Annotated in this window: 26 protein-coding genes; 8 read left to right on the top strand and 18 right to left on the bottom strand. The window is 48.8% G+C overall.

Annotated elements, in window-relative coordinates:
- Positions 1-183: 183 nt before the first annotated feature.
- Positions 184-1,230: a LacI family DNA-binding transcriptional regulator gene (locus tag IEY24_RS24715; RefSeq protein WP_188937226.1), complete on the bottom strand. Its 1,047-nt coding sequence runs from the start codon at positions 1,228-1,230 to the stop codon at positions 184-186.
- A 150-nt stretch (positions 1,231-1,380) separates the two neighbouring features.
- Here IEY24_RS24715 and IEY24_RS24710 point away from each other — a divergent pair, with 150 nt between their 5' ends.
- The 4 genes from IEY24_RS24710 to IEY24_RS24695 all read left to right on the top strand — a co-directional run bounded on the left by IEY24_RS24710 (position 1,381) and on the right by IEY24_RS24695 (position 6,087).
- Complete coding sequence (locus IEY24_RS24710; RefSeq protein WP_188937223.1) at positions 1,381-2,784, top strand: Gfo/Idh/MocA family protein; 1,404 nt, start codon at positions 1,381-1,383, stop codon at positions 2,782-2,784.
- A 6-nt stretch (positions 2,785-2,790) separates the two neighbouring features.
- Positions 2,791-3,564 carry a glucosamine-6-phosphate deaminase gene (locus IEY24_RS24705; RefSeq protein WP_188937220.1) on the top strand — a complete coding sequence of 258 codons (774 nt, stop codon included), beginning with the start codon at positions 2,791-2,793 and terminating at the stop codon, positions 3,562-3,564.
- A gap of 66 nt (positions 3,565-3,630) precedes the next feature.
- Positions 3,631-4,773 (top strand): acyltransferase family protein, encoded by a 1,143-nt coding sequence (locus IEY24_RS24700; RefSeq protein ID WP_188937217.1) that lies wholly within the window; start codon positions 3,631-3,633, stop codon positions 4,771-4,773.
- 3 nt (positions 4,774-4,776) lie between these two features.
- Positions 4,777-6,087, top strand: coding sequence for a dienelactone hydrolase family protein (locus IEY24_RS24695; protein WP_188937214.1), 1,311 nt, complete (start codon positions 4,777-4,779; stop codon positions 6,085-6,087).
- Here the strand turns inward: IEY24_RS24695 and IEY24_RS24690 are convergent.
- The 3 genes from IEY24_RS24690 to accC all read right to left on the bottom strand — a co-directional run bounded on the left by IEY24_RS24690 (position 6,071) and on the right by accC (position 9,658).
- Positions 6,071-6,751 carry a 2-C-methyl-D-erythritol 4-phosphate cytidylyltransferase gene (locus IEY24_RS24690; RefSeq protein WP_188937212.1) on the bottom strand — a complete coding sequence of 227 codons (681 nt, stop codon included), beginning with the start codon at positions 6,749-6,751 and terminating at the stop codon, positions 6,071-6,073. The genes IEY24_RS24695 and IEY24_RS24690 overlap by 17 nt on opposite strands.
- Before the next feature lie 88 nt (positions 6,752-6,839).
- Positions 6,840-7,889, bottom strand: a complete 1,050-nt coding sequence (queA, locus tag IEY24_RS24685) for a tRNA preQ1(34) S-adenosylmethionine ribosyltransferase-isomerase QueA (protein WP_188937210.1) — start codon at positions 7,887-7,889, stop codon at positions 6,840-6,842.
- Between the two features lie 263 nt (positions 7,890-8,152).
- The gene (accC, locus tag IEY24_RS24680; RefSeq protein WP_188937208.1) at positions 8,153-9,658 is read right to left on the bottom strand and encodes an acetyl-CoA carboxylase biotin carboxylase subunit; all 1,506 of its coding nucleotides are present in this window, start codon (positions 9,656-9,658) and stop codon (positions 8,153-8,155) included.
- A gap of 225 nt (positions 9,659-9,883) precedes the next feature.
- On the opposite strand from accC, the gene IEY24_RS24675 reads away from it, so the two are divergent.
- From IEY24_RS24675 to IEY24_RS24665, 3 genes are all read left to right on the top strand, one after another.
- On the top strand, positions 9,884-10,675 hold the full coding sequence (locus IEY24_RS24675; protein WP_188937198.1) for a hypothetical protein: 792 nt from the start codon (positions 9,884-9,886) through the stop codon (positions 10,673-10,675).
- Between the two features lie 239 nt (positions 10,676-10,914).
- A complete protein-coding gene (locus tag IEY24_RS24670) occupies positions 10,915-12,186 on the top strand; it encodes an aminotransferase class I/II-fold pyridoxal phosphate-dependent enzyme (protein WP_188937185.1) in 1,272 nt (423 codons plus the stop codon).
- A gap of 260 nt (positions 12,187-12,446) precedes the next feature.
- Positions 12,447-12,629 (top strand): BF3379 family histone-like protein, encoded by a 183-nt coding sequence (locus IEY24_RS24665; RefSeq protein WP_188937178.1) that lies wholly within the window; start codon positions 12,447-12,449, stop codon positions 12,627-12,629.
- Between the two features lie 58 nt (positions 12,630-12,687).
- Here IEY24_RS24665 and IEY24_RS24660 read toward each other — a convergent pair whose 3' ends face one another.
- The 3 genes from IEY24_RS24660 to IEY24_RS24650 all read right to left on the bottom strand — a co-directional run bounded on the left by IEY24_RS24660 (position 12,688) and on the right by IEY24_RS24650 (position 14,110).
- The gene (locus tag IEY24_RS24660) at positions 12,688-13,101 is read right to left on the bottom strand and encodes a MaoC family dehydratase (protein ID WP_188937176.1); all 414 of its coding nucleotides are present in this window, start codon (positions 13,099-13,101) and stop codon (positions 12,688-12,690) included.
- Between the two features lie 98 nt (positions 13,102-13,199).
- Positions 13,200-13,577, bottom strand: coding sequence for a ribosome hibernation-promoting factor, HPF/YfiA family (gene hpf, locus IEY24_RS24655; protein WP_188937173.1), 378 nt, complete (start codon positions 13,575-13,577; stop codon positions 13,200-13,202).
- Between the two features lie 230 nt (positions 13,578-13,807).
- Positions 13,808-14,110 carry a DUF4286 family protein gene (locus IEY24_RS24650; RefSeq protein WP_188937166.1) on the bottom strand — a complete coding sequence of 101 codons (303 nt, stop codon included), beginning with the start codon at positions 14,108-14,110 and terminating at the stop codon, positions 13,808-13,810.
- Positions 14,111-14,178: 68 nt separating this feature from the next.
- Between IEY24_RS24650 and IEY24_RS24645 the strand changes: the two genes are divergently transcribed.
- Positions 14,179-14,598: a cytochrome B gene (locus IEY24_RS24645; protein WP_188937165.1), complete on the top strand. Its 420-nt coding sequence runs from the start codon at positions 14,179-14,181 to the stop codon at positions 14,596-14,598.
- A 97-nt stretch (positions 14,599-14,695) separates the two neighbouring features.
- Here IEY24_RS24645 and cysM read toward each other — a convergent pair whose 3' ends face one another.
- From cysM to IEY24_RS24590, 11 genes are all read right to left on the bottom strand, one after another.
- Positions 14,696-15,568, bottom strand: a complete 873-nt coding sequence (cysM, locus tag IEY24_RS24640) for a cysteine synthase CysM (protein ID WP_188937164.1) — start codon at positions 15,566-15,568, stop codon at positions 14,696-14,698.
- 200 nt (positions 15,569-15,768) lie between these two features.
- Entirely contained in the window at positions 15,769-16,980 is a 1,212-nt protein-coding gene (locus tag IEY24_RS24635; RefSeq protein WP_188937163.1) for an alpha/beta hydrolase family protein, read from the bottom strand.
- Positions 16,981-17,065: 85 nt separating this feature from the next.
- Positions 17,066-17,797 (bottom strand): alpha/beta fold hydrolase, encoded by a 732-nt coding sequence (locus IEY24_RS24630; RefSeq protein ID WP_229222991.1) that lies wholly within the window; start codon positions 17,795-17,797, stop codon positions 17,066-17,068.
- A 67-nt stretch (positions 17,798-17,864) separates the two neighbouring features.
- Positions 17,865-19,583, bottom strand: a complete 1,719-nt coding sequence (locus IEY24_RS24625) for an AMP-binding protein (protein ID WP_188937160.1) — start codon at positions 19,581-19,583, stop codon at positions 17,865-17,867.
- 133 nt (positions 19,584-19,716) lie between these two features.
- Complete coding sequence (locus IEY24_RS24620; protein WP_188937159.1) at positions 19,717-20,226, bottom strand: GNAT family N-acetyltransferase; 510 nt, start codon at positions 20,224-20,226, stop codon at positions 19,717-19,719.
- Between the two features lie 32 nt (positions 20,227-20,258).
- Positions 20,259-21,650, bottom strand: coding sequence for a hypothetical protein (locus IEY24_RS24615; protein WP_188937158.1), 1,392 nt, complete (start codon positions 21,648-21,650; stop codon positions 20,259-20,261).
- A gap of 79 nt (positions 21,651-21,729) precedes the next feature.
- Positions 21,730-22,986, bottom strand: coding sequence for a hypothetical protein (locus tag IEY24_RS24610; RefSeq protein WP_188937157.1), 1,257 nt, complete (start codon positions 22,984-22,986; stop codon positions 21,730-21,732).
- A gap of 97 nt (positions 22,987-23,083) precedes the next feature.
- Complete coding sequence (locus IEY24_RS24605) at positions 23,084-23,731, bottom strand: hypothetical protein (protein WP_188937155.1); 648 nt, start codon at positions 23,729-23,731, stop codon at positions 23,084-23,086.
- Positions 23,732-23,735: 4 nt separating this feature from the next.
- Positions 23,736-24,305, bottom strand: a complete 570-nt coding sequence (locus IEY24_RS24600) for a thermonuclease family protein (RefSeq protein WP_229222989.1) — start codon at positions 24,303-24,305, stop codon at positions 23,736-23,738.
- Between the two features lie 48 nt (positions 24,306-24,353).
- Positions 24,354-24,746: a hypothetical protein gene (locus IEY24_RS24595; RefSeq protein ID WP_188937151.1), complete on the bottom strand. Its 393-nt coding sequence runs from the start codon at positions 24,744-24,746 to the stop codon at positions 24,354-24,356.
- Positions 24,747-24,781: 35 nt separating this feature from the next.
- A complete protein-coding gene (locus IEY24_RS24590; protein ID WP_188937148.1) occupies positions 24,782-26,014 on the bottom strand; it encodes a sulfite oxidase in 1,233 nt (410 codons plus the stop codon).
- Between the last annotated feature and the right edge of the window lie 112 nt (positions 26,015-26,126).

The raw sequence follows: 26,126 nt of genomic DNA, 5'->3' as shown, positions 1-26,126 counted from the left end.
TGCGTTTATAGACTCGGTGTTCAACTCTTCCCAATGGCAGGCCATCCCGGCCCGAACCGCCGATGATACTTGGACTACGCGTCTCGGATCAAACCTGGTAAAGTAGGTAGCCGCCACAATTATTAATACACACAAAAGCCCATCCTTTTGGGGATGGGCTTTTGTGTGTTTATACCAATCTACTCACCTTTTCTTACTAAGGTTAAATGTGTTGAAATCGGCTCCCCTTTGAGTGGATGCTCTGATAATAAGCTCGGTAGGTAAAGAGATCTCTTGCACTGGATAGCTTTGTTTTTGAATATGCTTAATAAGCACCTCGCAGCTTTTTCGTCCTATTTCGTAAGCGGGTTCGGCGATCGTGGATAGGGATGGAGTGATAATTTTCGAGATGGGGTCATTCGTAAAGCCTATTACGCCTACTTCTTCCCCCACTAAAATACCCTGTTCACGCAGCCAAAGTATCGCCCCAAAGGCTTTGCGGTCATTAACCGAGAAAATTGCATCGGGTTTTGATGTGCTATTGAACAGTATTCCCATGTCGTGCCGACCGTTTTCATCGCTAAATCCGGAATGAATGACACCGTAGGATTCAAGATTGTGCTTCTTTAATGTGTCCAAATAGCCTTGTAGCCGTTGCTGGGTAAGGTTCAGGCCACGGGGGCCGGCCAGATGAGCAATTCGGGAATACCCTTGTGCAATCAGATGCTCAGTGGCCAGGCAGGCACCGGTATAATCATCCTGGACTACCACGGATGTACTCACAGACTCCGGCACACGATCAAAGAACACCAATGGCACATCAGCTTCGATCAGTTCCTGGAAGTGGCTGAAATCGGCCGTTTCGTATGTGATACAGGCAAGCAGACCATCTACACTACTCAGTGACAGTTCCCGAACAACTTTCGTCTCCCAGTAGGCCGAATCGTTCGTCAGGTACAGCATTACCTGATAATTGTGTTCCAAAGCATATTCCTGAATGCCTGTAATTACCGTAGAAAAATAATAATTGGTAATAGCCGGAATGATTACGGCGATTTTGTGCGTCCCGCTTTTGACTAATCCCGTAGCATTAAAGTTGGGGCGATAATTCATTTTTGCGGCCGTATCCAGCACAAGTTTTCTTGTCTCTGCACTTACATCATACGTATCCCTCATCGCCCGCGAAACCGTGGCTACCGATATTCCCAGCGTTTTCGCTATGTCTTTAATTGTGGTTAATCTTTTTGTCATTTAACTGACCTGTTCATGGCTGAGATGAAATTCTGGTTTCGATAACGTTCTCGCTACTATTTAAAGTAAATATCTGGAATGCCGCTATAAAACATTGTAAAATTGCACGATTGCAAATGTTTTTTTGGATTGTATACCAAATCAAGGCAAATGAAAAAGCGGGAATTTTTGAAAATAGCGGGTTTAGGCACACTTGGAATAGCTGGTGCAAAGGCCGAAGTTGAAGACGCGCCAAGTATTGTAGCACCACCCGAGAAAAAGCAGGTGTTCAACATGAGTGGTTACGCAGCACCCAAGATAGATGTTGTACGTATGGGGTATATCGGTATGGGTAACCGCGGGAGTGGGGCCATTAAAAGGATCGTGCATCTGTCCGGTGTGCAGGTAAAAGGCGTCGCGGATATCGTGCCCGAGAAGGCCGATAATGCCAGGAAGTTTCTGACTGAGGCAGGACATTCGCCGGATGCCTATTCGGGCTCGCCGGATGCATGGAAGAAGCTTTGCGAGCGGGAGGACATCGACCTGATCTACATTTGCACGCCCTGGGCCCTGCATACGCCCATGGCATTATATGCAATGGAGCACGGTAAGCATGTTGCGACGGAAATCCCCGCTGCTACGACGGTCGAAGATTGCTGGAAGCTCGTTGAGACTTCCGAACGTACCAAAAAGCATTGCATGATGCTGGAAAACTGCTGCTACGATTTTTTTGAATTACTTACCCTTAATATGGCCCGGCAACGCTTTTTCGGAGAGATTGTTCACGTTGAAGGCGCCTATATTCACGACATTTTCGAATCGCTCTTTCAGAAGGGCAAACGCTACGACCTGTGGCGGTTGAAAGAAAACCAACGGAACGGCAATTTATACCCGATGCACGGACTCGGGCCCGTGGCGCAAATTCTGGATATCAACCGCGGCGACAAAATGGATTATCTGGTATCCATGAGCAGCAACGACTATATGCTCCAAGCCAAAGCGAATGAGCTTGCCGCAAAAGACCCCGATTTTAAGAAGTATGCAGGGAAATCCTACCGGGGTAATATGAATACGACAACCATTAAAACCAGTAAGGGGAAAACGATCATGTTGCAGCACGATGTGTCGTCTCCCCGACCCTATTCGCGTTTGCATTTGATTAGCGGAACAAAAGGGGCCGCGCAAAAATATCCATTGCCGGAAGACGGCGTGCAGGGACGTATTTCTCACGGGCATGAATGGGTCAACGCGGAAGAATTCAAGGTGATTGAAGAGAAATATAAGCCTGAGATTGTCAAGCGGGTTGGAGAACTGGCGAAAAAAGTAGGCGGGCATGGCGGAATGGATTTCCTGATGGATTGGCGACTGATTGATTGTTTGCGCAACGGACTGCCGCTAGATCAGGACGTATATGATGCAGCGTCATGGAGTGTGATCTCACCTTTGACCGAATGGTCGGTGGCGAACAGATCCAACTCAATCGACATTCCCGACTTTACACGGGGGGCGTGGAAGAAAAACACACCTGTCGACATTGCATTGAAGGAGGGCGGTAATACGGAAGTAAAATCATAAAGGAGCATGAAAGTTATTATTTCGGAGACAAAGGAAGAACTCGGGCAAAGTGCCGGCGCTTATGCAGCCATGATCATAAGGGATACATTAGCGAGGCAGGGTTATGCCAACGTGATCCTCGCGACTGGTACCAGCCAGTTTGAGACACTGAATCAGCTCGTTGTTGAGAAAGATATCGATTGGTCGAAGGTCACAATGTTCCATCTGGATGAATACATAGATCTTCCCGTAACGCATCCGGCGAGTTTCCGGAAATATCTGGCCGAGCGTTTTTTGTCGGTAGTGCCTCCTTTGCGCGCTTCGTATCTTATCAACGGGGAAGGCAATCTCGAAGAAGAATTGAAGTATTTGGCTCAGCAGATTACTGAGCATCCGATCGACGTGGCATTAGTTGGAATCGGTGAGAACGGGCATTTGGCTTTCAATGATCCACCGGCTGATTTTGATACGGACTCGCCCTACCTGATCGTAAACCTCGACGAGCCTTGCCGCCGTCAGCAAATGGGCGAAGGCTGGTTTGGATCACTCAACGAAGTGCCTTTGCGCGCCATCAGCATGTCCGTCAGGCAGATCATGAAATCGAGGCACATTATATGCTCGGTTCCTGATGAGCGAAAGGCGGTTGCTGTCAAGGATAGCCTTGAAAACGAAGTCAGTAACGCGTTTCCGGCGAGCATTTTACAGCTCCATGCGGATTGTACCTTCTTCCTGGACAAGGAATCGGCTAGCTTGCTGACAGCAGTGGAGACCGTTGATCGAAATGCTGAACTACCCAAATAGTGCTTGCGGTTTCGGGTAAAAATCAGGACCAAACTACCTTATATTCCAAATAGTTATCCTAAACCTATGGAAGCACCGTCTACTGCCGTTCAAAAGGAAACAAAGCAAGCCAATGCACCCGGCCGGCTTGCGTCCATCGATGCGCTGCGAGGATTTGATATGCTGATGATTGCAGGCGGTGGGCAGTTCATTGCCCTGCTGGGAGGAAAAACGGGATTACCGTTTATCGATACCGTCGCTGCGCAGTTCGAACACCCCGCCTGGAATGGCTTTACATTTTATGATTTCATATTCCCGTTATTTCTTTTCCTGGCAGGTACCTCGCTCGCGTTCAGCGTTACGGGCGGTCTCGCGAAGGGAATTCCGCCCTCGGTGATTAGAAACAAAGTATTTAAACGGATGCTGATCCTGATTGCCTTGGGTATCCTGGACAAGAATGCACCGATGGACATTTTCGATCCCGCGCACATACGTTATGGAAGCGTACTCGGGCGGATTGGGCTCGCGACCTTCATTTCGGCGATTTTATATATGAAATGCGGGACGACTCAGCGGCTATACATCGCCGCGGGCATTCTGGTCGCCTATTATTTGACACTCATACTAGTACCAGTACCGGGCTTCGGCTCCGGCGACCTTTCTTTCGAGGGCAACCTGGTAGGATGGATCGATCGTAATTTCATGCCTGGTATATTAAAGCAAGGTACTTACGACGAGCTCGCATTACTCACGCAATTTCCTGCGATATGCCTTACCATTTTCGGTACAGTGGCTGGTGATATGCTGCTCGGAGGAACCAAAGCGGGTTTGAAGCTTGGAAAACTCTTTGCATTTGCTTTGGCGGGCATTGTTATCGGATTACTCTGGAATTTTGTGTTCCCTGTTAATAAACACCTTTGGTCCAGCTCGTTTATCATGCTCACTTCCGGGATGGCATTCGCAATGCTCGCGCTGTTTTATTGGATTATCGACGTGAAGGGGTACCAGAAATGGGCATTTTTCTTCCGGGTTATCGGGTTGAATTCGCTGGTGATTTACCTCGCCGTTCGCTTTGTGGATTTCAACGAATCGTCAAGGCTGCTTTTTGCGGGTATTTACAAACATGCGCCGGAAAACTGGCATGAGGTTTACAATGCGCTGGGTGGCTTTGTATTAGTTTGGCTGTTCCTCTACTTTTTGTATCGTCAAAAAATATTTGTTAAAGTATAGCTTATGAAGACCGTCGACACGGACCGCAATGCTGATGAAATATCGAGAAGATCTTTTTTAAAAAACACCGCCGGCACAGTCGCCCTGTCGATGGCAGGAGGTGCTTCGGTAGCCTCAGCGGCTCCAACCTTTCATACAGACAGTATCAATTCCCTATCTATGGCATCAGAAAAAAGCCTGATTGGCGCTTATGGTCCCTGGGCCGCCTCATTGCTCCCGGCGCAGCCTCCCCTTTCTTTTCGTAATAAAAAGTGGAGTAATGTGGACGCCTGGCGGAAAGAAGCATTGGAAAAGACAAAAGAGCTCGTGTCGGCTCCGGCAAAACCGGCTTCACCCAAAGTTACTGTCAAGAAAAAGTATACCTACGATGGGCTGGAAATAGAGGAACTCTCGTGGCAGCTGCCTTATGGCCGTCCTACCGAGGCTGTTTTGCTTAAACCGGCAGGCGTTACCAAGCCATTGCCAGGCATTTTGGGGCTTCACGATCACGCAGGAATGAAATATTTCGGGCTACGGAAAATTGTCAAAACATCCGACGACCAGCACCCGATATTGAAGGAACATCAGGAAACCGATTACGGTGGCCGGGCCTGGGCGAACGAGATCGCGAAGCAAGGCCACGTGGTGCTGGTGCATGATACTTATGCATTCGGGAGCCGCAGGGTGTATTATGAGGATACCAAAGGCCTGAACTGGGGTGCAGTGAGTACCGAAGGGAAGTCAGACGCCGATCCTGAAAAGGCTGAAAATATAAGGACCTACAATGCGTGGTCGTCCGAACACGAGCATGTAATGTCCAAATCGCTGTTTTCGGCCGGGACGACCTGGCCGGGTGTATTTCTGATGGAAGACCAGGTCGCACTGGATATTCTGGCCGGTCGAAAGGATGTAGACGCAGGTCGCCTCGGTTGCGGCGGGCTTTCGGGAGGCGGCTTACGGACAGTATACCTGGCCGGGCTCGATCCACGGATCAAATGCGCGGTTTGCGTTGGTTTTATGACTACCTGGAAGGATTTGATTTTAAACAAATCATTTAATCATACCTGGATGACCTACACGCCATTACTGCCGAAATACCTCGATTTTCCCGAAATTTTGGGACTCAGAGTGCCTTTGCCTACGCTAGTTCTAAACAATAACCAGGACGAGCTGTACACGCTTCCGGAAATGAAGAATGCAGATGCTGTGTTAACCGAGGTTTACAAAAAAGCCGGTGCTTCGGATAAATACAAGGCCAGTTTCTACGACGGCCCTCACAAGTTCGATGCCGATATGCAGAAAGAGGCATTCGAATGGTTCAGGAAGTGGCTGTAAGGTAAATTTCCGCCCAGCGGAGATCTTCGGGCGTTGTGATTTTGATATTCTCGTATGCGCCGTCTATGAGGTGGATGTTATACCCTCCGGCTTCGACTACGCTGGCGCAATCTGTGAACGATTCGTGGTAGTCGGCAGCGAAGGCAGCCTTCATCCATGATGACCTGAAAGTTTGCGGAGTTTGGATCAGCCTGAACAGGGTGCGGTCCATTGCCTTGTTGCCTTCGTTTTGGCCCACGATGCGGATGGAATCTTTTAAAGGCACACTTACAACCGCGGCGCCATGTGAAGCGGCTTTTTTGAAGCTGTCGGCAATAATTTCCCGAGAAATCACGGGCCGTACACCATCGTGAACGGCCACGAGGAATTCTTCTTTCTCTACAATGCAGTTCAACCCGTTTTTGACCGAATGAAAACGTGTTGCGCCGCCCGCGACCAGCTGATGGGGGATGGCGAAGCTATGTTTTTTGCATAATTCCTCCCAAAACCCAAACTGCTCCGATGGTAGCACCACCATAATGCGCAGATTTTGGGAGTATCCGTCAAATGCCCGGATCGTATGCATGAGCACAGGCAGACCGTTGACGGGCAGAAACTGTTTGGGGATATCGCTTTTCATGCGGCTACCACTGCCGCCGGCCACTATGATGACGTATTCTTGCATTGATTTCTTGCTAACAAAAAAATGGTCATTTACGGCTCAGGACGAAGGTCGCTGATCATAAATGACCATTGGATTCTAGGGTTGTATATTAAATGATCAGCATCGCGTCGCCATACGTGAAGAATTTGTATTTCTCCTTGATAGCGATGTCATAAGCTTTCATTACCAGATCAAAACCTCCGAAGGCACATGCCGCCATCAAAAGGATCGATTCGGGCAGCTGGAAATTCGAAAGTAATGCATTGGCTATTTTGAAATCGTACGGAGGGAACACGAATTTGTCCGTCCAGCCTTCTACCGGCTTCAAATGGCCGCTCGCCGATACCGACGATTCGACAGCCCTCAACGAAGTGGTCCCAACCGCGCAAATGCGTTTTTTACCATCGATCGCCTTGTTGACGATTTCGGAAGTGCTTTGCGTAATGCGGTAGTTTTCGGAATCTGTTTTGTGTTTTGTCAAATCTTCCACATCCACGGTACGGAATGTGCCAAGGCCCACGTGCAAAGTAACCGGCGCGAAGCTAACCCCTTTGATTTCAAGGCGTTTCATAATGGCCTTAGTAAAGTGCATACCCGCTGTCGGAGCGGCTACGGCACCCACGTGTTCTGCGAAAATGGTCTGGAAACGCTCACGGTCGGCACTTTCTACCTTACGGCGTGAAATGATCTCGGGAGGAAGCGGTGTTTCGCCCAGTTCGTCGACCAGTTTCATGAATGCGTCGTTGTCGCCGTCGTAAAGGAACCGGATCGTACGGCCGCGGGAAGTAGTGTTGTCGATAACTTCTGCAACCAGGTCGCTGTCGCCGAAATATAGTTTGTTACCCACGCGGATCTTACGTGCGGGATCAACCAGTACATCCCAAAGGCGCATTTCGCGGTTCAATTCGCGCAACAGGAATACTTCGATCTTTGCACCCGTCTTTTCCTTCTGGCCGTAAAGGCGCGCAGGAAATACCTTTGTGTCGTTAATAGCCATTACATCGCCATCGTCGAAATAATTAATCACGTCGGCGAATGTTTTATGTTCAATTTCTCCTGTTTTCCGGTGAACGACCATCAGGCGGGACTCTCCGCGGTCAGAAGGATGAAGTGCGATTAAACTCTGGGGAAGATCAAACTTAAATTCGGATAGCTTCATAGCTGGATATTCTGTGAATTTCTTTGGTCGTAGATAACGTCAGGATGAAAGAGTAATTCCCTGTTCTGACGGATTCAGGCACTTATTACAACTGAATTATAGCAATTATTAGCCAATAAGCATTCTTCTTCTAAAGGAAATTTGAAGTCGGGAATACTTGCAAGTGTTCTAAATTGCCCAAAATTTTGTATACGCAGCCCTTCTCTAAAATAAGACCGCAAAAGTATGAATTTTTTTAAAAAATTTCAAGAAATGCGGCGGATTTAATGTGCGGCAAACCGGCGGGCTTTCCATTTCGATGCGTTAACCGCCACTTCCTCATTTTGAACGGGTTTACTTTCCGTTGATGCATCATTCAGAAGTACGGAAATTAATGCTGCAAGGCCCGCTTCCTCATGACTGGTATTTGTACTTAACACATCTGGCTGGAAATACCTGCCCACAAAATTGGTATCAAAGCTGCCGTTTACAAACGCTTCGTGTTGCATCACAAACCGGCAAAACGAAAGCGTAGTCTGTACGCCGCTGATCTGATATTCGTCGATCGCCCTCGTCATTTTCCGGATCGCTGTTTCACGATCTTCCCCGTAGGTGATAAGCTTAGCAATCATAGGGTCGTAATAAATCGGGATCTCCATACCCTGTTCAAAACCATCGTCTACGCGAACACCATTGCCGTCGGGTTTCACGTATGTGTGCAATGTGCCTATGTCCGGCAGGAAATGATTAGCCGCATCTTCCGCATATACCCTTATTTCGATCGCATGGCCGCGGATTTGCAAATCTTCCTGTGCGATGGCGAGCGGCTGCCCTTGGGCGATGTTGATCATTTCCTTCACGAGATCCACGCCGGTGATCATTTCCGTTACAGGGTGCTCGACTTGCAAGCGGGTGTTCATTTCGAGGAAATAGAAGTTCCGGGCCTCATCCATGATAAATTCCACGGTTCCCGCACCATAGTAGCCGCAGGAGCGCGCCACATCAACGGCACAGCGGCCCATTTCTGCCCGTATGTCGGGTGTAATGGAAATCGACGGGGCTTCTTCAACTACTTTCTGATGTCGTCGCTGGATCGAGCATTCTCGTTCGAACAGATGGATAATGTTGCCATGGTGATCGCCTAAAACCTGGATTTCAATGTGCTTGGGTGAGGTAATGTATTTTTCAATAAAAACGGAGCCGTCACCGAATGCGGCCCGGGCTTCGCTTACAGCCCGGTCCATTTGCTCGTCAAACTCCACTTCGTTTTCCACCACCCGCATTCCTTTTCCGCCACCGCCCGCACTGGCTTTGATGAGTATAGGGTAACCAATGTTGCTGGCAATGCGTTTGGCCTCGCCGCGGTCGTCGATGGCATCCGGCGTACCGGGCACCATCGGGATATTGTATTGCGAAGCAGCGTGCTTGGCGGCCAGCTTACTGCCCATTACTTCTATCGATTCCGGCGACGGGCCAATAAAAATCAACCCCGCGTCTCTGACGTTCCGGGCGAAGCCGGCATTCTCCGAAAGGAATCCATAGCCCGGATGGATAGCATCCACGTGGAGATCTTTACAGATTTTCAGTATTTTATCAATATTTAAATAAGATTCTGCGGAGGGCGCCGCGCCTATGCACACGGCCTCATCTGCATAGCGTACATGTGGGGACGTGCGGTCCGCCTCACTGAAGACCGCAACAGTCGCAATGCCCATTTCACGAGCGGTACGCATAATACGCAAGGCTATTTCGCCCCTGTTAGCGACTAGGATTTTTTTGATTTGAAGCATGCAATCGGAGAGAGTTGAATGGTGCTGGTCTGTCAAGTTAGAAAAGCACTCGGTTTCCTCTACCCTACTCACTGCATTGCCAACACTGAAAGACTTTTACTAGGCTTTGTATAAGTTTTGCCGTAGAATCATTACTCCGTTGCCGAAGGATTTTTAGATAGTATGTCGACGATTCATACGAGAAAGATGCATTGTAGCTTTGGTTTTAACCAAACAGAAATAACCATGATAACAAAAACTGCACAGCACTATTTTTTACGTTCCGCATGCCTGCTGACGTACTTACTGTTCAACATCGCGTGTGACGATCATCAGACTGAGCCAGAGCCAGATACATTTCCGATCCCCACGGCAAATGACAGGCTGCTATTGGGATCTACTTTTGCTTTTGGTTTGGCCAATGCCGCTTATAATAAAGAAAAGATGCCTGAAAAATTTCAATTTACGGATCTTGGGCAAGACGTTGTAATTAACTACACACCTGCGGCGGCAGTCTATGTGATAAGTGAGGGTGGACAAATTAAAAATAAACTGATTTATACTCTCAAAAATGGTGTTGCGCAGAGTCGCATCGATTATGAAGTTGGCCCAAACGGAAAGGAGTCGGTCATAGGAACAGTCACTTATATTTACAAAGCGGGGAAACTGCACAAGACGTTAACCATGCAAAATGGACAGGTTGCCGGGAGCAGGGAATATTACTATGATAATGCGAACGAAAATGTGATTATGATGGAGGATTATGACAAGGATGGGGTTCTGACTGTGAAAATAACATTTGAATACACCAATATTCTGGACAAATCTGGATCCTTCAATGAATGGAATGTAAATATGGATGGGACGCTCTTTCCCCGAAAATCAAAATATCTGGTGAAGAAGAAAATAATTGATTTTGGCAGCTTTGTGCAAGAAGCAAATATGTCTTATGTACTGGACCTGCAAGGTTATGTGATAAGCGGCGAAGAAGCTACCCCTTCAGTAGGAACTTACACCTGGACTAATAAATGGATGTAGTCTGGCGTCACTGCGCCATTTCGGCAAGTCTTCTCATCCGAATCCCGGCGTTACTGCCGGGATTTTTTGTTGGTGGGAAAATACCAGATTCATTTATAGGCACATGGCCTCATTTTTGCTATTTTACTAACTTACCGTAAGTTGCAATGACAACGGTCTTTTTATGTTAAATGTAAATTCTTTATTTTTGCATTTATCTAACATTTAAATCATCAGTTACCCACATAAAAAAAGAGAGAGTGGATATTTTCGAGAAATTGCGCAACAACTCAGGTCCGATCGGAACTCCGGCTAAAATGCTGAATAGCCATCACTATTTTTCGTTTCCGATGCTGGAAGGAGAGCTTGGTCCGCGCATGAGGTTTATGGGACGGGAAGTGCTGAACTGGAGTCTTAACAATTACCTGGGCCTGGCAAATCATCCGGAAGTCCGCACGGCGGATGCCGAGGCTGCTGCCAAATGGGGTCTTGCATACCCGATGGGCGCACGGATGATGTCTGGGAATTCCACCCTGCACGAGATTTTTGAAAAGGAACTGGCGCACTTTGTCGGTAAAACAGATGCATTCCTCCTCAACTACGGTTACCAGGGTGTCATGTCTGCGATCGAATGTCTTTGCGACCATCGCGATGTGATCGTTTACGACGCGGAATCGCACGCCTGCCTGATCGACGGAATCCGTCTTCACAAAGCCAAACTAGGCGAATATTACAAGTTCAACCATAACGATATGGTGAGCCTGGAAAAAAACCTGATCCGTGCCACCAAACTCGCGGAAGAAAAAGGCGGCGGCGTTCTGGTAATTACCGAAGGCGTTTTTGGAATGTCGGGAAAGGTTGGCGATTTGAAAGCCATTGCCGAGCTGAAAAAGAAATACAACTTCCGTTTGCTGGTGGACGATGCGCATGGTTTCGGAACAATGGGTGAAACCGGTGCCGGAGCAGGCGAGTTGCTGGGTGTCCAGGACGAAATCGACCTTTACTTCTCTACATTCGCGAAGTCGATGGCGGCTATCGGCGCATTTATCGCTTCGAACGACCCCGAGATCATCATGTTCCTGAAATACAACATGCGTTCGCAAACCTACGCAAAGGCGCTCCCGATGCCTTACGTGGAAGGTTGCCGCAAACGTCTTGAGATGATCAAGCAAATGCCGGAACTTCGGACAAAGCTGTGGGAAAATGTGAAGGCAATGCAGGATGGCCTTCGTAGCCGCGGTTTCAACATCGGTGAAACAGAATCGCCTGTTACGCCCGTGTTCCTGCACAGCGAAGGCGGCGTTCCTGAGGTTACCCGCATGGTAAGAGACCTCCGCGAGAACATGGGTGTTTTCTGTTCGATCGTCGTTTACCCCGTAGTACCAAAAGGGCAGATCATGTTGCGGATCATTCCGACGGCGTCGCATACACTCGAAGATGTAGAATATACGCTGAATGCTTTTACGACGCTTGCCGAAAAACTCAAAAACAGAGTTTACCAGAGCGACGACGTACAGGAAGTCGTGGAATAGTTATAAAACCGCTTTTTTTGCGTGCAGAGGGCCTTTTTTTAAGGGGCCCTCTTTTTTATTGACCGCCGGGCAATAAAAGTATGCGGATGTAACTATCTGTTATTGAGATAATTATAGTGATGAAAGTATTTAATTGTATTTTAGAAGTGTTTTTTTTTGTTTTTTGGGTTGCTTAAATGGTTTTAATTACTAAATTTCGGTCAAAACATGCGTTTTTAGCGTGTGAGAGGCATTTTTAAAAACTAAAAAACAAGGAAAACATGGCAAGATTCGATGAAGTAAAAGATTTGGTTCTTTCATTGGAAGGCGATTTCGATAAGTTCTATAACAAAGGCAACCAAGCTGCCGGAACTCGTGTTCGGAAGGGTATGCAGGATCTGAAAACGTTGGCTCAGGACATTCGCGCAGAAGTTCAGAACAAGAAGAACGACGGCGATAAGTAACGAAGCACACGGAAGATTTTATAAGCCCCGACGATTTTCGCCGGGGCTTTTGCTTTCTTTAGAATTTCTCCTCGTTGACCATCGTGGCAATGCCACGGACGGTGATTTTTTTGGTGGAGGCATCGTAAATCTCAGTGGAGATTTCGGCAATATGCTTGGCAGGATTGATGGAAACGATTTTGAAAACGGCACGATACTCCGTGTCGACGAACATCGGGCGCAGGAACTCCACGGTTTGTTTCAGATAAATGGATCCGAAACCGGGAAACTGGGTACCCAGCACTTTTGTGAAAACAGTAATGCCCAGCATTCCGTGGATGATAGGCTTCTTGAACTGCGTCGTGGCAGCATATTCGGCGTCGAGGTGAACGGGGTTGTTGTCGCCGGTAAGGTCGGCGAATGCCTGTACCTGTTCCTGCGTAAATTTAAAAAGATGGTCGAATGTCGAGTCGACGACAGGGTCTATTTGCATAACTGGGGTTATTTTGCTTTGATGGAATTTCAAAAATACACCTAAAACACAAAAAGCCGCCTGGCGGAGGCGGCTTCTTGTGTTAAGTTGGAACTGGCCTATTCTTCAATATCCTCGGCCAGCACGACTACCCCGTTATCTTCGGAGAGTCCGTCAAGGCTTTTCGGAGCCCTGGAATTGTTTCTTTTATTTTTAAATTTTTTAACCTGCATTTTCAGGGTATCTATTGCCAAATCGGTTGCTTCTTCAAACGTGGTTCCCTGCTCCCTCACAAACATCGTCCCGCCGGGTACGTAGAGCTTTACTTCAAGGAGTTTGGTATGCAACTTGGTATTATCATTCCTGTCGAGCTTAAGGAATACCTCTCCACTGGTGATCCGGTCATAGAACGTATCCAGTTTATCCAATTTTTGCTGAATGAAAGTCAGTAACTTGGGATCGGCATCAAAGTGAATTGCTTGCATCTGCAGTCTCATAAGCACACATCATTTTAAAGTAAAACATATTTCCAACCGCGTTCGCGATTTTCGAACCAGAGTTTTATTCATCTTCGGATAGTTATAAAAAACCGTACTAGCCGGGCTGATCTCCTGGTTAAATCTTCCTTAACGGTAGATTAAATAAAGGGAAATATTAAGTTAATGTCAAGTAATAACTGTGGTTTTTAAAGCACGATTAACTGGACAAAAAAATAGCTGCAAAGTTCTCACGCTTCTTCCAGAAGTGTCCTGAAAGAGACATATTGTCCATTGAAAAGCTCGTGGTGACGTTCCTGCAAGGTGGGCTGAAAATGGGTCTGATAGGCCAGGAAATCTTCCATTGTCCTGAATGTAAACTGGGTAGTGTAGGTCGATCCTTCGTTCTCGATCTCGGTCAGCAGCCGCAGCAGCCTGCATTCCAGTGGTAGTTCAGTAGCAACGATTTCCGGGATGTACACCGATTTCATATAGTTCAGCCAATCTTTTTCCGCCTGGTAGCTGATGTTGACGGTGATGTTATAAACGATCATCTTATAAAAATTTATGTTTGCGAGTTACATTTGCATGCATATACTTATTCACCGTAACCAGTATCATCATGAATATTCTTCTACACGCCCATTCGGGCCTCCGTTATGTGGTGTTAGGACTTTTGATTGCAGCCATTTTTACGGCATACTCCAAGTGGCAGCAAGGCAGCCAGGAGGATAGTAAGCTGTACCTCTTTACCCTCATCGCGACCCACACCCAGCTGTTGATCGGGCTGGTGCTGTATTTCATGAGCCCCAAAGTTAACTTTGATCTGATCAGCGAGAAAGTATTTCGTTTTTATTCGATAGAGCACGTGTTCATGATGCTGATCGCGATTGTGCTCATTACTGTGGGCAGAGTGCGGTCGAAAAAACTGACAGGTGCCGATAAGCACCGGACGGTACTTTACTTCTACGGTTTGGCGCTGGTTATTATTCTTGTGGCTATCCCCTGGCCGTTCCGGAATCTGGGATCGGGCTGGTTCTGATTTGACGATGGACCGCAGACCATGGACCATTCGATCATCGCGCATCGTGTAATGCCGTGGTCTGTGGTCCATCGTCTATGGTCAGCGGCGCAGCCGCTTATCCGAAAAGATCGCTCGACAAGTACCGGTCTCCCCGGTCGCAGATGATGAAGACGATCACGCCTTCTTCTAATTCCTTCGCCAGCTCTATGGCGGCCCATGCGGCGCCTCCGCTGCTCATTCCTGCAAAAAGTGCTTCTTCGTTGGCCAGACGCCGGGTAGTAAGCGTGGCATCGTCCTGCGACACTTCGATAACGCGGTCTACGCGCTCCTTTTCAAATATTTTGGGAAGATATTCCACCGGCCATTTGCGGATGCCGGGAATGCTCGAACCGTCGTTGGGCTGGCATCCGACGATCTGGATATTGTTATTCTGCTCTTTTAAATACCGCGAAACACCCATAATGGTGCCGGTAGTGCCCATCGACGATACGAAATGGGTGATCTGCTCGTCGGTATCGCGGTAAATTTCAGGGCCTGTGGTGCGGTAATGCGCCTTCCAGTTATCGGGGTTTGCAAACTGGTTGAGCATGAAATAGTCGCCTGCCGCCGCTTTTTCTTCGGCGAGGTCGCGGGCGCTTTCCATGGTTTCGGTAAGGATCACCTTCGCGCCGAATGCTTCCATCGTGAGCACGCGCTCGCGGGTGGAGCTTTGCGGCATGAGTAGTTCTATTTCGAGGTCGAAGAGTCGGGCGATCATAGCGAGCGCAATGCCGGTATTGCCGCTGGTGGCTTCTACGAGCTTCATGCCGGATTTTACTTCGCCGCGTTCGAGGGCACCTTTGATCATGCTGTATGCTGCGCGGTCTTTCACGCTGCCGCCGGGATTGTTGCCTTCCAGCTTGCCGAAAATGCGGACTTTGGGATTGGGATTAACTCTTCGTAATTCAACCAGGGGTGTATTGCCTACCAGATCCAGTAATGATGACATGGTGTAAATTCGTGATGTTGTGATTCAAAAAAGGTACGTGTATAAGAGTTACCGGCATTCCGGCCTCACTTTTTGAAAGCGTAAATCAACAACATCGAACGGTTCGAAAGAATGCCCGCTTGGAGGAAAATGTAGAAAATTTGACCGTTAACAGCATATTTACCCTATTAAGCTAATGGGCTGCAAATATACCATATTATTTACGGGGTTTTGGCAAAAAATGCCTGCGTGCCCGTCAGGAACACTAAAATGGACGAGCTGTGCGTACCGCCGTTGACTGGGATTAACTCCACGTTGGTCGCGCCCAGTTTCTGCATCGCATTATAGGCATTTTCCGAATTGAAATAGAAAACGAGTGGATCTTTGGTCCCGTGGTACAGCTGGGTCGGTGTTTTCGGTTTGAACTTGTACACATCGTTGTCAGCAATGGCATCGATGAAACCTTTATCCGTCCCATCGTTGAGAGCCTTTTTGAACGAGTCGTTCAGTGCCAGGTGAAAGCTCTCCGGGATGGAAACATTTCTCCCGGCTGCTGCGACTTTCGAAGCGTATTTTTCTGTAAAATAATAGGAAGCAGGCTTGTCAAGCTTATAGATGCGGTCGTAAGTAAGCAAAACCCAGAGATATAGCGAGTTGTATCCTGCAATTCCATCTGTTTTATCGTTGATGACGTGTTTCATAAACGCCGTCTTGTCGTAAGCCCCGGCCCCACAGCTCGACGCCCGCAGGTTAAATTCCGATGAGGCTTCTTCTTCAATCTTTCTTTGCAGCGACATCGTGGCAAAACCACCCTCGGAATAGCCCGCTACGTACAGCTTTTCATCCCATTTAACGTCTGTTTGCCCTTTCAGGAACTCTTTTGCGGCCCGTAGCATGTCGAGAGACGCCGAAGCCAGGCTCGCGCGGTGCTCGTACGGGTGTGGAAGATTGTCGGAAGCCCCGTAACCAATGTAATCGGGGTAAGCGATAATGTAGCCCATAGAACCAAAAAGCGATCCGAAAGACGAGCCCTCAGATCCGTCCGTAAAAAGTGATGGTGCCTGGCCTGGATCGGTGATGGTGCCGTGCTGCACGCTGATCATGGATGCCGGGCCGGTTACGACAGGTAATATTAATGCACCAGAGGCGTTGATCTCAGCCCCGTCGGTGTTTTTGGTTTTATAAGTGATCTTGTAAACTTTGATATCGTTCTTCACGTACGCCGAAACAAATGTGGCCAGATTGCCCGCCTTTTCAAGAACCTGGGCTTTGCTTAGGGAAGTAATGGGCCTACTTTCCTTTAAATAGACATTTTCCTCCTTTGGCGGTGCTGGATTGTTGTTATCGTCGTTACAGGAGTTGAGGATAAGCAAACTCCACAACAACAGAAAACAAAGTGCGCGTAAGGATAGGGTAGGGATAGTTTTTTGCATAGCTAAAAGATAAACAGGCCATTAGTACAATTTCAGTAACGCATAATGGCCTGTTTTTGATGACGATTTCTCCTAGTTTCTTCTATTAAATTTTACTCATATACCAGTTGATCATCCTGGCAGTGGCATCGGGCCGCTCCACCATCCCCATATGACCGGCTTCGGCGAAGATCAGCGGATAACTTTTTTTCGGGAATTCGGCGAGTTCGATAACGCTTTCGAAAGGGATCAGCTTGTCCTGCATCCCGATAATGAACAGCACCGGAAAGGGCAGGCTGGCCAGTACCGCGGTACGGTCGGGGCGGTTGCGCATTGCCGTGATACCGGCAATCAGCGCCTCGGCGGGTAGCTTGCCGAAATAGGCGATGTGTTCTTTGATGCGCTCGGGATAAAGCTCTTTGTAGCGATCGCCAAAAAGGTTTGCGGCGGTGCTTTTAACGAACGATTCCGTCCCGTAAGTCCTGAGCAGGTCTATCATTTGGCCGCGCTGATGCTTTTTGGCATCGTCGTCGGCGTAAGCGGTAGAATGGAAAAGCCCGAAACCTTCGAGCATATCTGCATATTTTTCAGCAAATGCCAGGGAAATATAACCACCCATCGAATGGCCGATCAACGTGCATTTCCGGATGTTCGCGTTGGTCAGGAAGCGATGCAGCTCGTCGGCATAGTCCTCTACCGACTGGCAGGAAGTGAAGAGCGAAATGTTTGGCCTTACTACCGTGTAAGTGTCATTTAACGCAGCGTCGAGGCTGTCCCAAATCGTGTCGTCTATGCCATGACCATGTAGAAGTACCAATGTTTTCCGGTGTAGATTCATATAGATTTGCAATCAAGGTTGAGAACTTGTTTGCCTAAATATACTAAACCTTCTCCCGTTTGCGGCCCTAGTGGCTAACTTTCGCCATTTCTTCCTCGCGCAGCGCGCGGCGGAGTATCTTGCCTACATTGGTTTTGGGAAGCTCCTTCCGGAACTCGATCTGACGCGGGCATTTATAGCCCGTGAGGTTCTCTTTGCAGAATGCTTTCACCTTTTCCTCAGTCAGTTCCGGGTCTTTTTTGACTACATAAATCTTCACCATTTCCCCCGATTTCTCATCCGGAATTCCGACGCAAGCCACTTCCGCAACACCGGGGCATTGGGCTACCACGTCCTCGATTTCATTGGGATAAACATTGAAACCCGAAACGAGGATCATATCCTTTTTCCGGTCCACGATCTTGAAGAAGCCGTCCGGGTCCTCGATGCCGATATCGCCCGTTTTGAACCAGCGGCCGCTCTCGTCTTCCAAAATTACTTTGGCGGTTTCATCGGGACGGTTGTAATAGCCTAGCATGATCTGGGGCCCTTTCGCACAGATTTCGCCTCTTTCACCTACCGGCAACCATTTGTTGTCCTCACTGAGAATACGCATTTCGGTGCTTGGAAACGGCAGACCGATGGTACCTTGTTTGTGTTTGCCGTTCAATGGGTTAACGGAGAGCACCGGCGAGGTCTCAGAAAGCCCGTAACCTTCCACCAATGGGCAGCCTGTTGCTTTTTCCCAGCGCTCGGCTACGATTTTTTGCAGCGCCATTCCGCCCGCGATCGTGATTTTGAGATTAGAGAAGTCGACTGAGGCAAATTCCGGGTTATTGAGCAAGCCATTGAAGAGCGTGTTCAAGCCGGGGAATATATGGAAAGTGAATTTTTTAAGTTCCTTGATAAATGCAGGAATGTCCTTCGGGTTCGTGATCATTACATTCAATGCACCCCATTTAATACCACATAAGCCGTTGATAGTCATGGCAAATACGTGGTAGAGCGGCAATGCAGCAATGAGCGTCAGCTGTCCGGTGGTCTCCGAGTTACGCATTTTGGACATCAACCATTCATTAATGCCCTCTACGTTGGCGATCAGGTTCCTGTGCGTGAGCATAGCGCCCTTGGATACGCCGGTGGTGCCGCCGGTATATTGGATAAATGCGATGTCCAGCCCGGATACGTTCGGTTTTTGGTATGTGATCCCCGAGCCTATCGACAGGGCATGGGCCAGTGTTACCGTATTTTTGAGGTGGTACGCGGGTACCATTTTCTTCACATATTTCACAACCGCATTAACGATTAGCTTTTTGGGAAAGCCCAGCAAATCGCCGATCTCGGTAATGATCACATGTTCGATAGTCGTATTGGCAATAACCTTCTCAAGATTAGCGGCGAAATTGGCCAATATTACAATGGCTTTCGCGCCCGAATCCTTGAATTGGTGCTGCATTTCGCGGGGCGTGTAAAGCGGGTTGGTATTCACGATCGTAAGCCCGGCCCGTAGCGAACCCATCATTACCACTGGATATTGCAGCAAATTGGGCATTTGCAGGGCGATGCGGTCACCCTGTTTCAGGCCGATGCTCTGGAGATAAGCGGCGAAGTTCTGTGAAAGTTCATCCAATTGCCCGAAAGTCAGCTTTTTATCCATATTCGAAAAAGCTGCTTTGTCGGCGTGTTCCCGAAAACTCGCTTCCATCAGTTCGAGCAGCGAAGAGTACGCATCCGGATTTATTTCATAGGGAATGCCTTCCGGATAGTTTTTAAGCCATGGATAGGTATCCTTCGATATCGCGATCATAATGTAGAGAGCAAAGGGTGTGACGAATATTTGTGAATTAAGGTAATCAATTAAGCCAAAAAAATATCGAACCAATCCAATTTATTTTTGGCTGTAAAACCGGCGAATTTGCGTTAAATCGCGGACATTACGATTACCGGCGGCTAATTTCCCAGCGCCACAGCAGCCCTTCGTCGGGATCTCTGATATCCTCCGTTTGAGCAAAACCCAGTTTTTCCAGAATGTGCCCCGAGGCATTCTCTTCCGATAGCGTGTGCGCGATTACCTTACGTACGGACGGGTGCTGAAAGGCGTTATCCAGCAATCCTTTGGCGGTTTCGGTACCCAGGCCTTTCTCGCGGTAAGACGGAATGATCTCATAGCCGATTTCCACCATGCCGTCCGAGTCCGGCTCTCCTTTGTATCCGCAGGAGCCGATCAGCATATTGTCGGGAACGTGTATAACAAGGTAAACCCACCAGTCGCGCAGCGGCGGGTGGGCTTTCCAACGGTGATAAGATGGTGTGAAAGTATCGCGGAATTCAGTCCACTTTTTAGGGACATTTACACCCATTACACGGGCTAATGTATTGTTTCCCATGCGGATTGCATCATAAAGCGTATCGTCGCACGAGATAATTCTTAAATGGGGGGTCAGAATCATAATAAAGGAAATGAACCCCCCAATTTAAGAAACTATGAATTGTTTTCGTCAAATCGGTCGGTAATTGCCTTGCGGATCGCCTGGTGCGGGCGCATTCCTGTGCTCCGCGTACGGGGCACGGCACGGTCGGCCGACGCGTTCGATCTGGCGCGCAATGCGAGGTTGGAAACCGTCAGATGGCTGTTGCGCCAGGCGTCATATTCTTCTTCATTCATCACGTCGCGGGTTACCTGCCCGTGCGCATAACCGTCGCCGAACGACTGCACGCGGCTATCGGTCAATGCGGTTTTTCGCTCGTTTTCCAGCGCCTCGATTTCGGCCCTGATCTTCGCTTCTTCCGCTTTCAGCTCTTCCAACTTAGGCAAAAGCTCAATGTCGTTTTCCAGAACGGTTTTCTGGGTCATGTGCTGGGTTACCAATAGTTGCAGTGGCTCCATTTGTTTCAGGATCCGCTTTCTTCTTCTGCGTAGCCGCCATAGTTTGGGGTCAACCTGCAACCAGCGGTACCAGAAAGCTTGCAGCACCGGCAAGGCCATACCCAGTGAGACCGCCCCGGCGATCGCAAACAGCACACCGCTAAGCACGAACGATAGTAAAGCCCAGGGGCTGTTAACCAGGTCGAGGTTCAGCTGATCGGAATTTTGAAGCGCCTGCTCAATTTTCTTGGTTAAGGCCGGGCTATCCACCGGCGCGCCGGTTAATGGGTCAACCGCATTCAATTGCAGGTTTTTGACCGATTTATTGATCGCCTCTTTCAGCTTGTCGGTACGGTAGGCTTCGTAACGGAACCAGCCGAGGACGATCAGCGTCACGATCGCGAAAATGGACAATACCAGTTTAAAACCCGCATACCTTGATTTCGCTTTCGGAGATTCGTCTTTGTGGTAAGGCTCTTCCACAAGGCGATCATAGGCAGGTTTCAGCAATACCGAAAGCATCGCCAAACCGATCGCAAATGCCCAGGCCTCGTTCGGGTTCCTGATATTCAATGCGTAGGCTACAATTTCGTGCGAAATGATGAGGTCACCGGCGATGAATGAAATACCGGCGGCGAGAAAGATCAAACCGGCGATCAGCGAATAGGAAGGCGCTTTGTCGGCACGCCGCTCTTTCAGCTCCTCCGTCTGTGCATCGATTTCATTAACCGACCGCTCCATATCCTTCATTTGCGTAGCTGCATTGTTAAGGCCCATTACCTCATTCTGCAATCTGCCGTACGCAGTTTTGTGTTCTGCCAGCGCCTGCTGGTTCCTTCCTCTTGTTTCGGAAAGCTCCTGCTTCTTCTCACTGAGCCGTTCCTCTAACCAGCCATGGTTTACATTGCTGGACAAATAGTTTTCATATACTTCACGGTCGATACCTTCCATTCCACGCGTGTAGCCGTGTTGGTAATCTCCGTTTTCATTTAGATTTTGCTCGTTCATGATCCTATTTAGGGTTGATCGAATGTAAGTTTGGGTAAAAAATCGCGCCATCAGCGCATTTCCTGATCATATTTCGCCACTATTTGCCCTTTTGGATCAGGTTGAGCTGCCGGGTAGTGAGCTCGTTTTTCATGCGGCGCGCGAGGAAGAATTCACTCTCAAAAAGCTTGATTAGCATGTCCCGCTTGGCAAAAAGGCGGTCGCGCTCGGTTTCGGCGTGGCTCTGTTCACGCAGCACCTGCCATTTATTTACACGCAGGTTGTCGATCTCTTCTTGCAACGTCTGGCATTCCGACTCCCAGTTGTAGTTATTTTCAACATAATCCTGCCGGTCGCGGCGAATATTTAACCAAACTTGCAGGTCGTTGCGCAGGACGGTAATGTTGCTGAGCAAGAGTTTTCCCGCAAAAAGGAAGAGGAAAAACACGAATACGAACAGCGCAAATGCCTGCCACCAGGTCTGGTAGGTGATTACATTCGCGAAGACGAACAATGCAGCCGCAAATGGCAGCCCGATCTCTTCCAGCAGCGATTTCCAGGTCACTTTCGAATCGGTATCATGGAAGAGGGAAATGCGGCCGAATAAACTGAACATCCCGGCCAGGAATACGCCTAACGCGATCCAGGAGTTATCTGCAAACGCCGGTTTCAGCGACTCGCGGATCAAAAAGAAATTACCTACACACATCGCCGCGCATAGCGTAATGCCTATGAGCGTGCGCGGGAGCTGATGCTCGCCTTCCGTACGCTCACCCGGGGTTTTCAAACGTTCTTGCAGCTCGTCGATGCGGTTTTGCTTCTGACCAATGAAGAGGTTCAGCTCCTGAATGCGCTCATTATGCTCCTCGATGTTGGCCAAATGCGAAGCGGCCAGGTTTGAGAAGTATTTGTGAATAATGTCGGTCTTCTCGTGCGGGTCCGATTCTGAAAGGCCGAAAAGCACCCCTTCATCGCGCAGCGTATCTTCGTCTTCGAGCCAGTAAGGGATCGGTACTTCCACTTTGGGTAATTCCTGCGGCGCCGGCTGCTGAGGTACTGCTGGTGGAGTCGCTACCGGCTGAAATGCCACCGGCTGTGGCGTCACTGGCTGAGCGGCAACAGGTTGAGGAGCTAAATGCTGAGGTGCCCCCGATTGATTTACAGGAGACTGGTACTGCAGTGCAGCAGCCATTACGGGTTGTGCTGATTGCACAACGGTCGTTTGCGTGATCGGATTTTGTTTCACTGTTTGGGGAGGGGTGTCGTTCGCCTGAACAGGCTCGTCATCGTAAAAATCGTTTTCGTCGGACTCTCTCGGACGAAACCAGCCGGCAATTAATTCAGTCAGTTTGGCCATTGTTTTTCATGGGTTAGCCTGCGATTATCCATGAAAACAAACAAAATCACTAAAATATTGTGATGACCGGCTATTAAAAAAGCTAATCCTCTGGGGATTAGGACATTTCAAACATCTTCTGTAACGCTTGCCAGAGTTTTTTCTTAAGATTCCGGTCGGCTTCGATTACCACTAACGGATCGACGAGCAGGAACCAGATTCCTTCCAGATTCTTAGGCGTATAAGGCACCAGCAGCAGGTCGAGGTTGAGCTTGATCAGCGGTACGCCGAAGGAGATAAAGAAGTTGGTTTTTTTGCCCGAAAGCACTGTGCGCGCATCTTGCCCGGGCATGAAGCTGAAATTCAGGACATCGCTCGTTTCCAGCGAATGGCCAACGGCTTTCAGGATGTTATCGAGGAATAAAGCCTCCGACATAAGCATTTCCTGTTGCTTCGGCTCGTCGGTAAGAACGAGCACCTTATGCTTCAGTGCGGGAAATTCAGTGCCCGGCATCGGAGCGGGTGCATTTACAGGCGCAGCTGGCGCAACGGTCGCCTGAGGCGATGCAAGCGGAGTTGCCGGCACCGCTGGCGTGGCGGGTAATGACGGCACAGGCGCTTGCACCGTGACGGGTTCGGGTACAGGCGGAGCGGGTTGTTCCGCGACCTCTGCAACAGGTAATTCGGGCAGCACACGATCTTCCAGTTGAAACAAAGTTTCATTCTGATAAAGGATCTGAAAAAGTGCTACCGGTGAATGCTCCATATTTTTACAAATGACCGAGCTCCATTCCGGGCTGTGTCCAAATGCCTATTTTTTGTTTGTTAGCGGCTATTTCAAGATTGGCATATTCCTGGTCGTGCGAATACTTTTTGAAATGCACTGCCAACCCTTTTTTTACCAATTCCTTGTTTAAAACTTTACCGTCAGGCAGTACCACTTCGCCCAATAGACGGCCATACTTGTCAAATTCGCCTTTGTGACGAATGCTAACGATCTTCCGGAAGCATTTTTCGCTTGTAAACTGCTTTGCATTGTTGTAAAAGGGTGTACCGCGCTCCGGGCAGTTCACGTGCAAAAAGCGTATCCGCACATTCTTGCCCATTCTGCGCCCTGCCTTTTTACCTGAATAGATAAATTTCAGCTCAATCGTGTCGCCATCCTGGATACCGATCACTTCGGCTTTGAGCGGATTGGGTAAATCGCTGTTGCTGCGTAGTTGCTGGCTTTCTTCCGACGTCAGTGCACACGAAGCGAGGATGGTCGGGGTACTGGTGAGAACGAAAAACAGCAGGCTGAAAAAAGCAAATCGGGAAATCAGGAAACGGAAATGGGGCACGCGAATGATTCATAAAGTTTGAGTGCCAAAGATAGGTATTGTTTCCGATCAGTTTTGTTCCAGTTTGTACCACTTAATGTCCTTCAAAGGCGCTCTCCTTGCCACTGAGGCAGTTGGCGAGTAATTTTTTTCCAGATAATCGAGTACTGGCTTCTCGGCATCGCCGAGCTCCCAGAGGTTATGGTTGGCCTGCATCCAGCGGATCTTCTGCTTCCAGCCATCGCGCGTGAAGCGGTTGGCGGTAATGAGTTTAGTAGAATGGCAATTGGTACATTGCGCTTTCACCATATACAGGTTCTCATCCACGATGAGGCCTGTTTCCGGATCTTTCTTCGTGGTATCGGCGAGCACTGCGCCTACATTGTTATGTGTAGCCGGTGTTTCGGGCAAGGTTTGAAATACAATACCTGCACCGAGCATGGCAATCAAAAGGGTTTTCATAAAATATCAGATTTGCCCGGGAGCGTTATTATACATTATCCTACCTTGACGGCAATTCTTTCACATGCATTGTTGAGGTACCCGCCCGGGTTCCAGGCCGGCGTCAGCATCGGCTGTGCCTTACCTGTATCGTCCGTTGCTTTGACCCAAATCTCATAGTAGCCGTTCACCGGAAATTTGATATTCGTATTCCAATGCTGCCACGCCAGTCGGTTCACCGGGGCTTCAAGCTTACATTCTTTCCAGGTAGCACCGAAATCGATGGAGACCTCCACTTTTTTGACCGAATGATCACCCGCCCACGCGTGTCCGCGCAAGGCAAGTTCTTTTCCCGGATCGATCATCGCGCCCGTTTTGGGGTAAGTGATCAGCGATTTCACCGGCATCGATTCGATGATTTTGTAATATTCGTCGGTAGCGGGAACATCCGTGCCTGGCGCTACCGGGTTGCGTGGTAATTTGTAGCTGTGCCCTTCCATTTTCGAGCCGTCGTGCACCTTGTTGCGTACCGAAATACCGCTCAGCCATTTCCCTGAAACCGAGGCAGGCCAGCCGCCGATTACGAGCCGGAGCGGGTAGCCATGGAACTCGGGAATATCCTGGCCATTCATTTGCCAGGCGATAAGCGTCTCATCTTCCAATGCCTTGGCCATAGGCACGCCGCGCGAAATCGCTTCTTTTTTTGGGTCACGGCTCAGGTGGAGATCCTTGCCGTGGTAACCTATATATACGGCGTCGTTTTTAATACCCACATCATTCAGAATGTCTTTCAGCCTTACGCCCGTCCATTGCGCACAATGCACTGCGCCCTGGCCCCACTGGTTGCCCGACGCCTGCGGCTGGTACCCGGAGCGGCCGTTTCCGCCGCATTCCAGCACGAGTTGGTAGGTATGTGTTTTGAATTTCTTTTTGAGATCCGCCAATGTGTAGGTTTTCGGCGCTTTCACCGACTCGCCGTCGATGGTCAGCGTCCAGTTAGCTACGTCAATTTTCTCGGGAACAAGGCCATTGTTGCGGATAAACATATTCTCGACCGGCGTAATGCGGTCGTCGAGCAAGTGTACCGGTGTTTCCACGTTCCAGGGTTTGTCGCCCTGCACGATCATTTCCCCACTTTTGCCTTTCAATGCATCCTTTTCATCAAGAAAAATGGGGCGGTAACCCGCCGGCATCCGGTTAGCGAAAACGATCTGGCTGCCCATTGCGGTAGCCAGCGCTGTAAGGCTCCCTTGTCTGAGAAAATCTCTTCTGTTTAATTCGGAATTCATCAACTGGTTCAGGAAAACTTGTAAAACATTATTTTCAAATTTACATAAACCACGCGGCTTAAACCATTATATCACGCCAATTTGGACACTTTACCCATAAAAAAGAGGCCAC

This window comes from Dyadobacter endophyticus, from assembly GCF_014641595.1.
GTDB classification, from domain to species: domain Bacteria; phylum Bacteroidota; class Bacteroidia; order Cytophagales; family Spirosomataceae; genus Dyadobacter; species Dyadobacter endophyticus.
Note: the sequence above shows the minus strand (reverse complement) of the source record. Positions and strands in the feature narration are given on the sequence as shown.

Bases quoted from the DNA above. Each gene is read 5' to 3' on its own strand.
- IEY24_RS24715 (WP_188937226.1), bottom strand. From the start codon at position 1,230: ATGACAAAAAGATTAACCACAATTAAAGACATAGCGAAAACGCTGGGA.
- IEY24_RS24710 (WP_188937223.1), top strand. From the start codon at position 1,381: ATGAAAAAGCGGGAATTTTTGAAAATAGCGGGTTTAGGCACACTTGGA.
- IEY24_RS24705 (WP_188937220.1), top strand. From the start codon at position 2,791: ATGAAAGTTATTATTTCGGAGACAAAGGAAGAACTCGGGCAAAGTGCC.
- IEY24_RS24700 (WP_188937217.1), top strand. From the start codon at position 3,631: ATGGAAGCACCGTCTACTGCCGTTCAAAAGGAAACAAAGCAAGCCAAT.
- IEY24_RS24695 (WP_188937214.1), top strand. From the start codon at position 4,777: ATGAAGACCGTCGACACGGACCGCAATGCTGATGAAATATCGAGAAGA.
- IEY24_RS24690 (WP_188937212.1), bottom strand. From the start codon at position 6,751: ATGCAAGAATACGTCATCATAGTGGCCGGCGGCAGTGGTAGCCGCATG.
- queA (WP_188937210.1), bottom strand. From the start codon at position 7,889: ATGAAGCTATCCGAATTTAAGTTTGATCTTCCCCAGAGTTTAATCGCA.
- accC (WP_188937208.1), bottom strand. From the start codon at position 9,658: ATGCTTCAAATCAAAAAAATCCTAGTCGCTAACAGGGGCGAAATAGCC.
- IEY24_RS24675 (WP_188937198.1), top strand. From the start codon at position 9,884: ATGATAACAAAAACTGCACAGCACTATTTTTTACGTTCCGCATGCCTG.
- IEY24_RS24665 (WP_188937178.1), top strand. From the start codon at position 12,447: ATGGCAAGATTCGATGAAGTAAAAGATTTGGTTCTTTCATTGGAAGGC.
- IEY24_RS24660 (WP_188937176.1), bottom strand. From the start codon at position 13,101: ATGCAAATAGACCCTGTCGTCGACTCGACATTCGACCATCTTTTTAAA.
- hpf (WP_188937173.1), bottom strand. From the start codon at position 13,577: ATGAGACTGCAGATGCAAGCAATTCACTTTGATGCCGATCCCAAGTTA.
- IEY24_RS24650 (WP_188937166.1), bottom strand. From the start codon at position 14,110: ATGATCGTTTATAACATCACCGTCAACATCAGCTACCAGGCGGAAAAA.
- IEY24_RS24645 (WP_188937165.1), top strand. From the start codon at position 14,179: ATGAATATTCTTCTACACGCCCATTCGGGCCTCCGTTATGTGGTGTTA.
- cysM (WP_188937164.1), bottom strand. From the start codon at position 15,568: ATGTCATCATTACTGGATCTGGTAGGCAATACACCCCTGGTTGAATTA.
- IEY24_RS24635 (WP_188937163.1), bottom strand. From the start codon at position 16,980: ATGCAAAAAACTATCCCTACCCTATCCTTACGCGCACTTTGTTTTCTG.
- IEY24_RS24630 (WP_229222991.1), bottom strand. From the start codon at position 17,797: ATGAATCTACACCGGAAAACATTGGTACTTCTACATGGTCATGGCATA.
- IEY24_RS24625 (WP_188937160.1), bottom strand. From the start codon at position 19,583: ATGATCGCGATATCGAAGGATACCTATCCATGGCTTAAAAACTATCCG.
- IEY24_RS24620 (WP_188937159.1), bottom strand. From the start codon at position 20,226: ATGATTCTGACCCCCCATTTAAGAATTATCTCGTGCGACGATACGCTT.
- IEY24_RS24615 (WP_188937158.1), bottom strand. From the start codon at position 21,650: ATGAACGAGCAAAATCTAAATGAAAACGGAGATTACCAACACGGCTAC.
- IEY24_RS24610 (WP_188937157.1), bottom strand. From the start codon at position 22,986: ATGGCCAAACTGACTGAATTAATTGCCGGCTGGTTTCGTCCGAGAGAG.
- IEY24_RS24605 (WP_188937155.1), bottom strand. From the start codon at position 23,731: ATGGAGCATTCACCGGTAGCACTTTTTCAGATCCTTTATCAGAATGAA.
- IEY24_RS24595 (WP_188937151.1), bottom strand. From the start codon at position 24,746: ATGAAAACCCTTTTGATTGCCATGCTCGGTGCAGGTATTGTATTTCAA.
- IEY24_RS24590 (WP_188937148.1), bottom strand. From the start codon at position 26,014: ATGAATTCCGAATTAAACAGAAGAGATTTTCTCAGACAAGGGAGCCTT.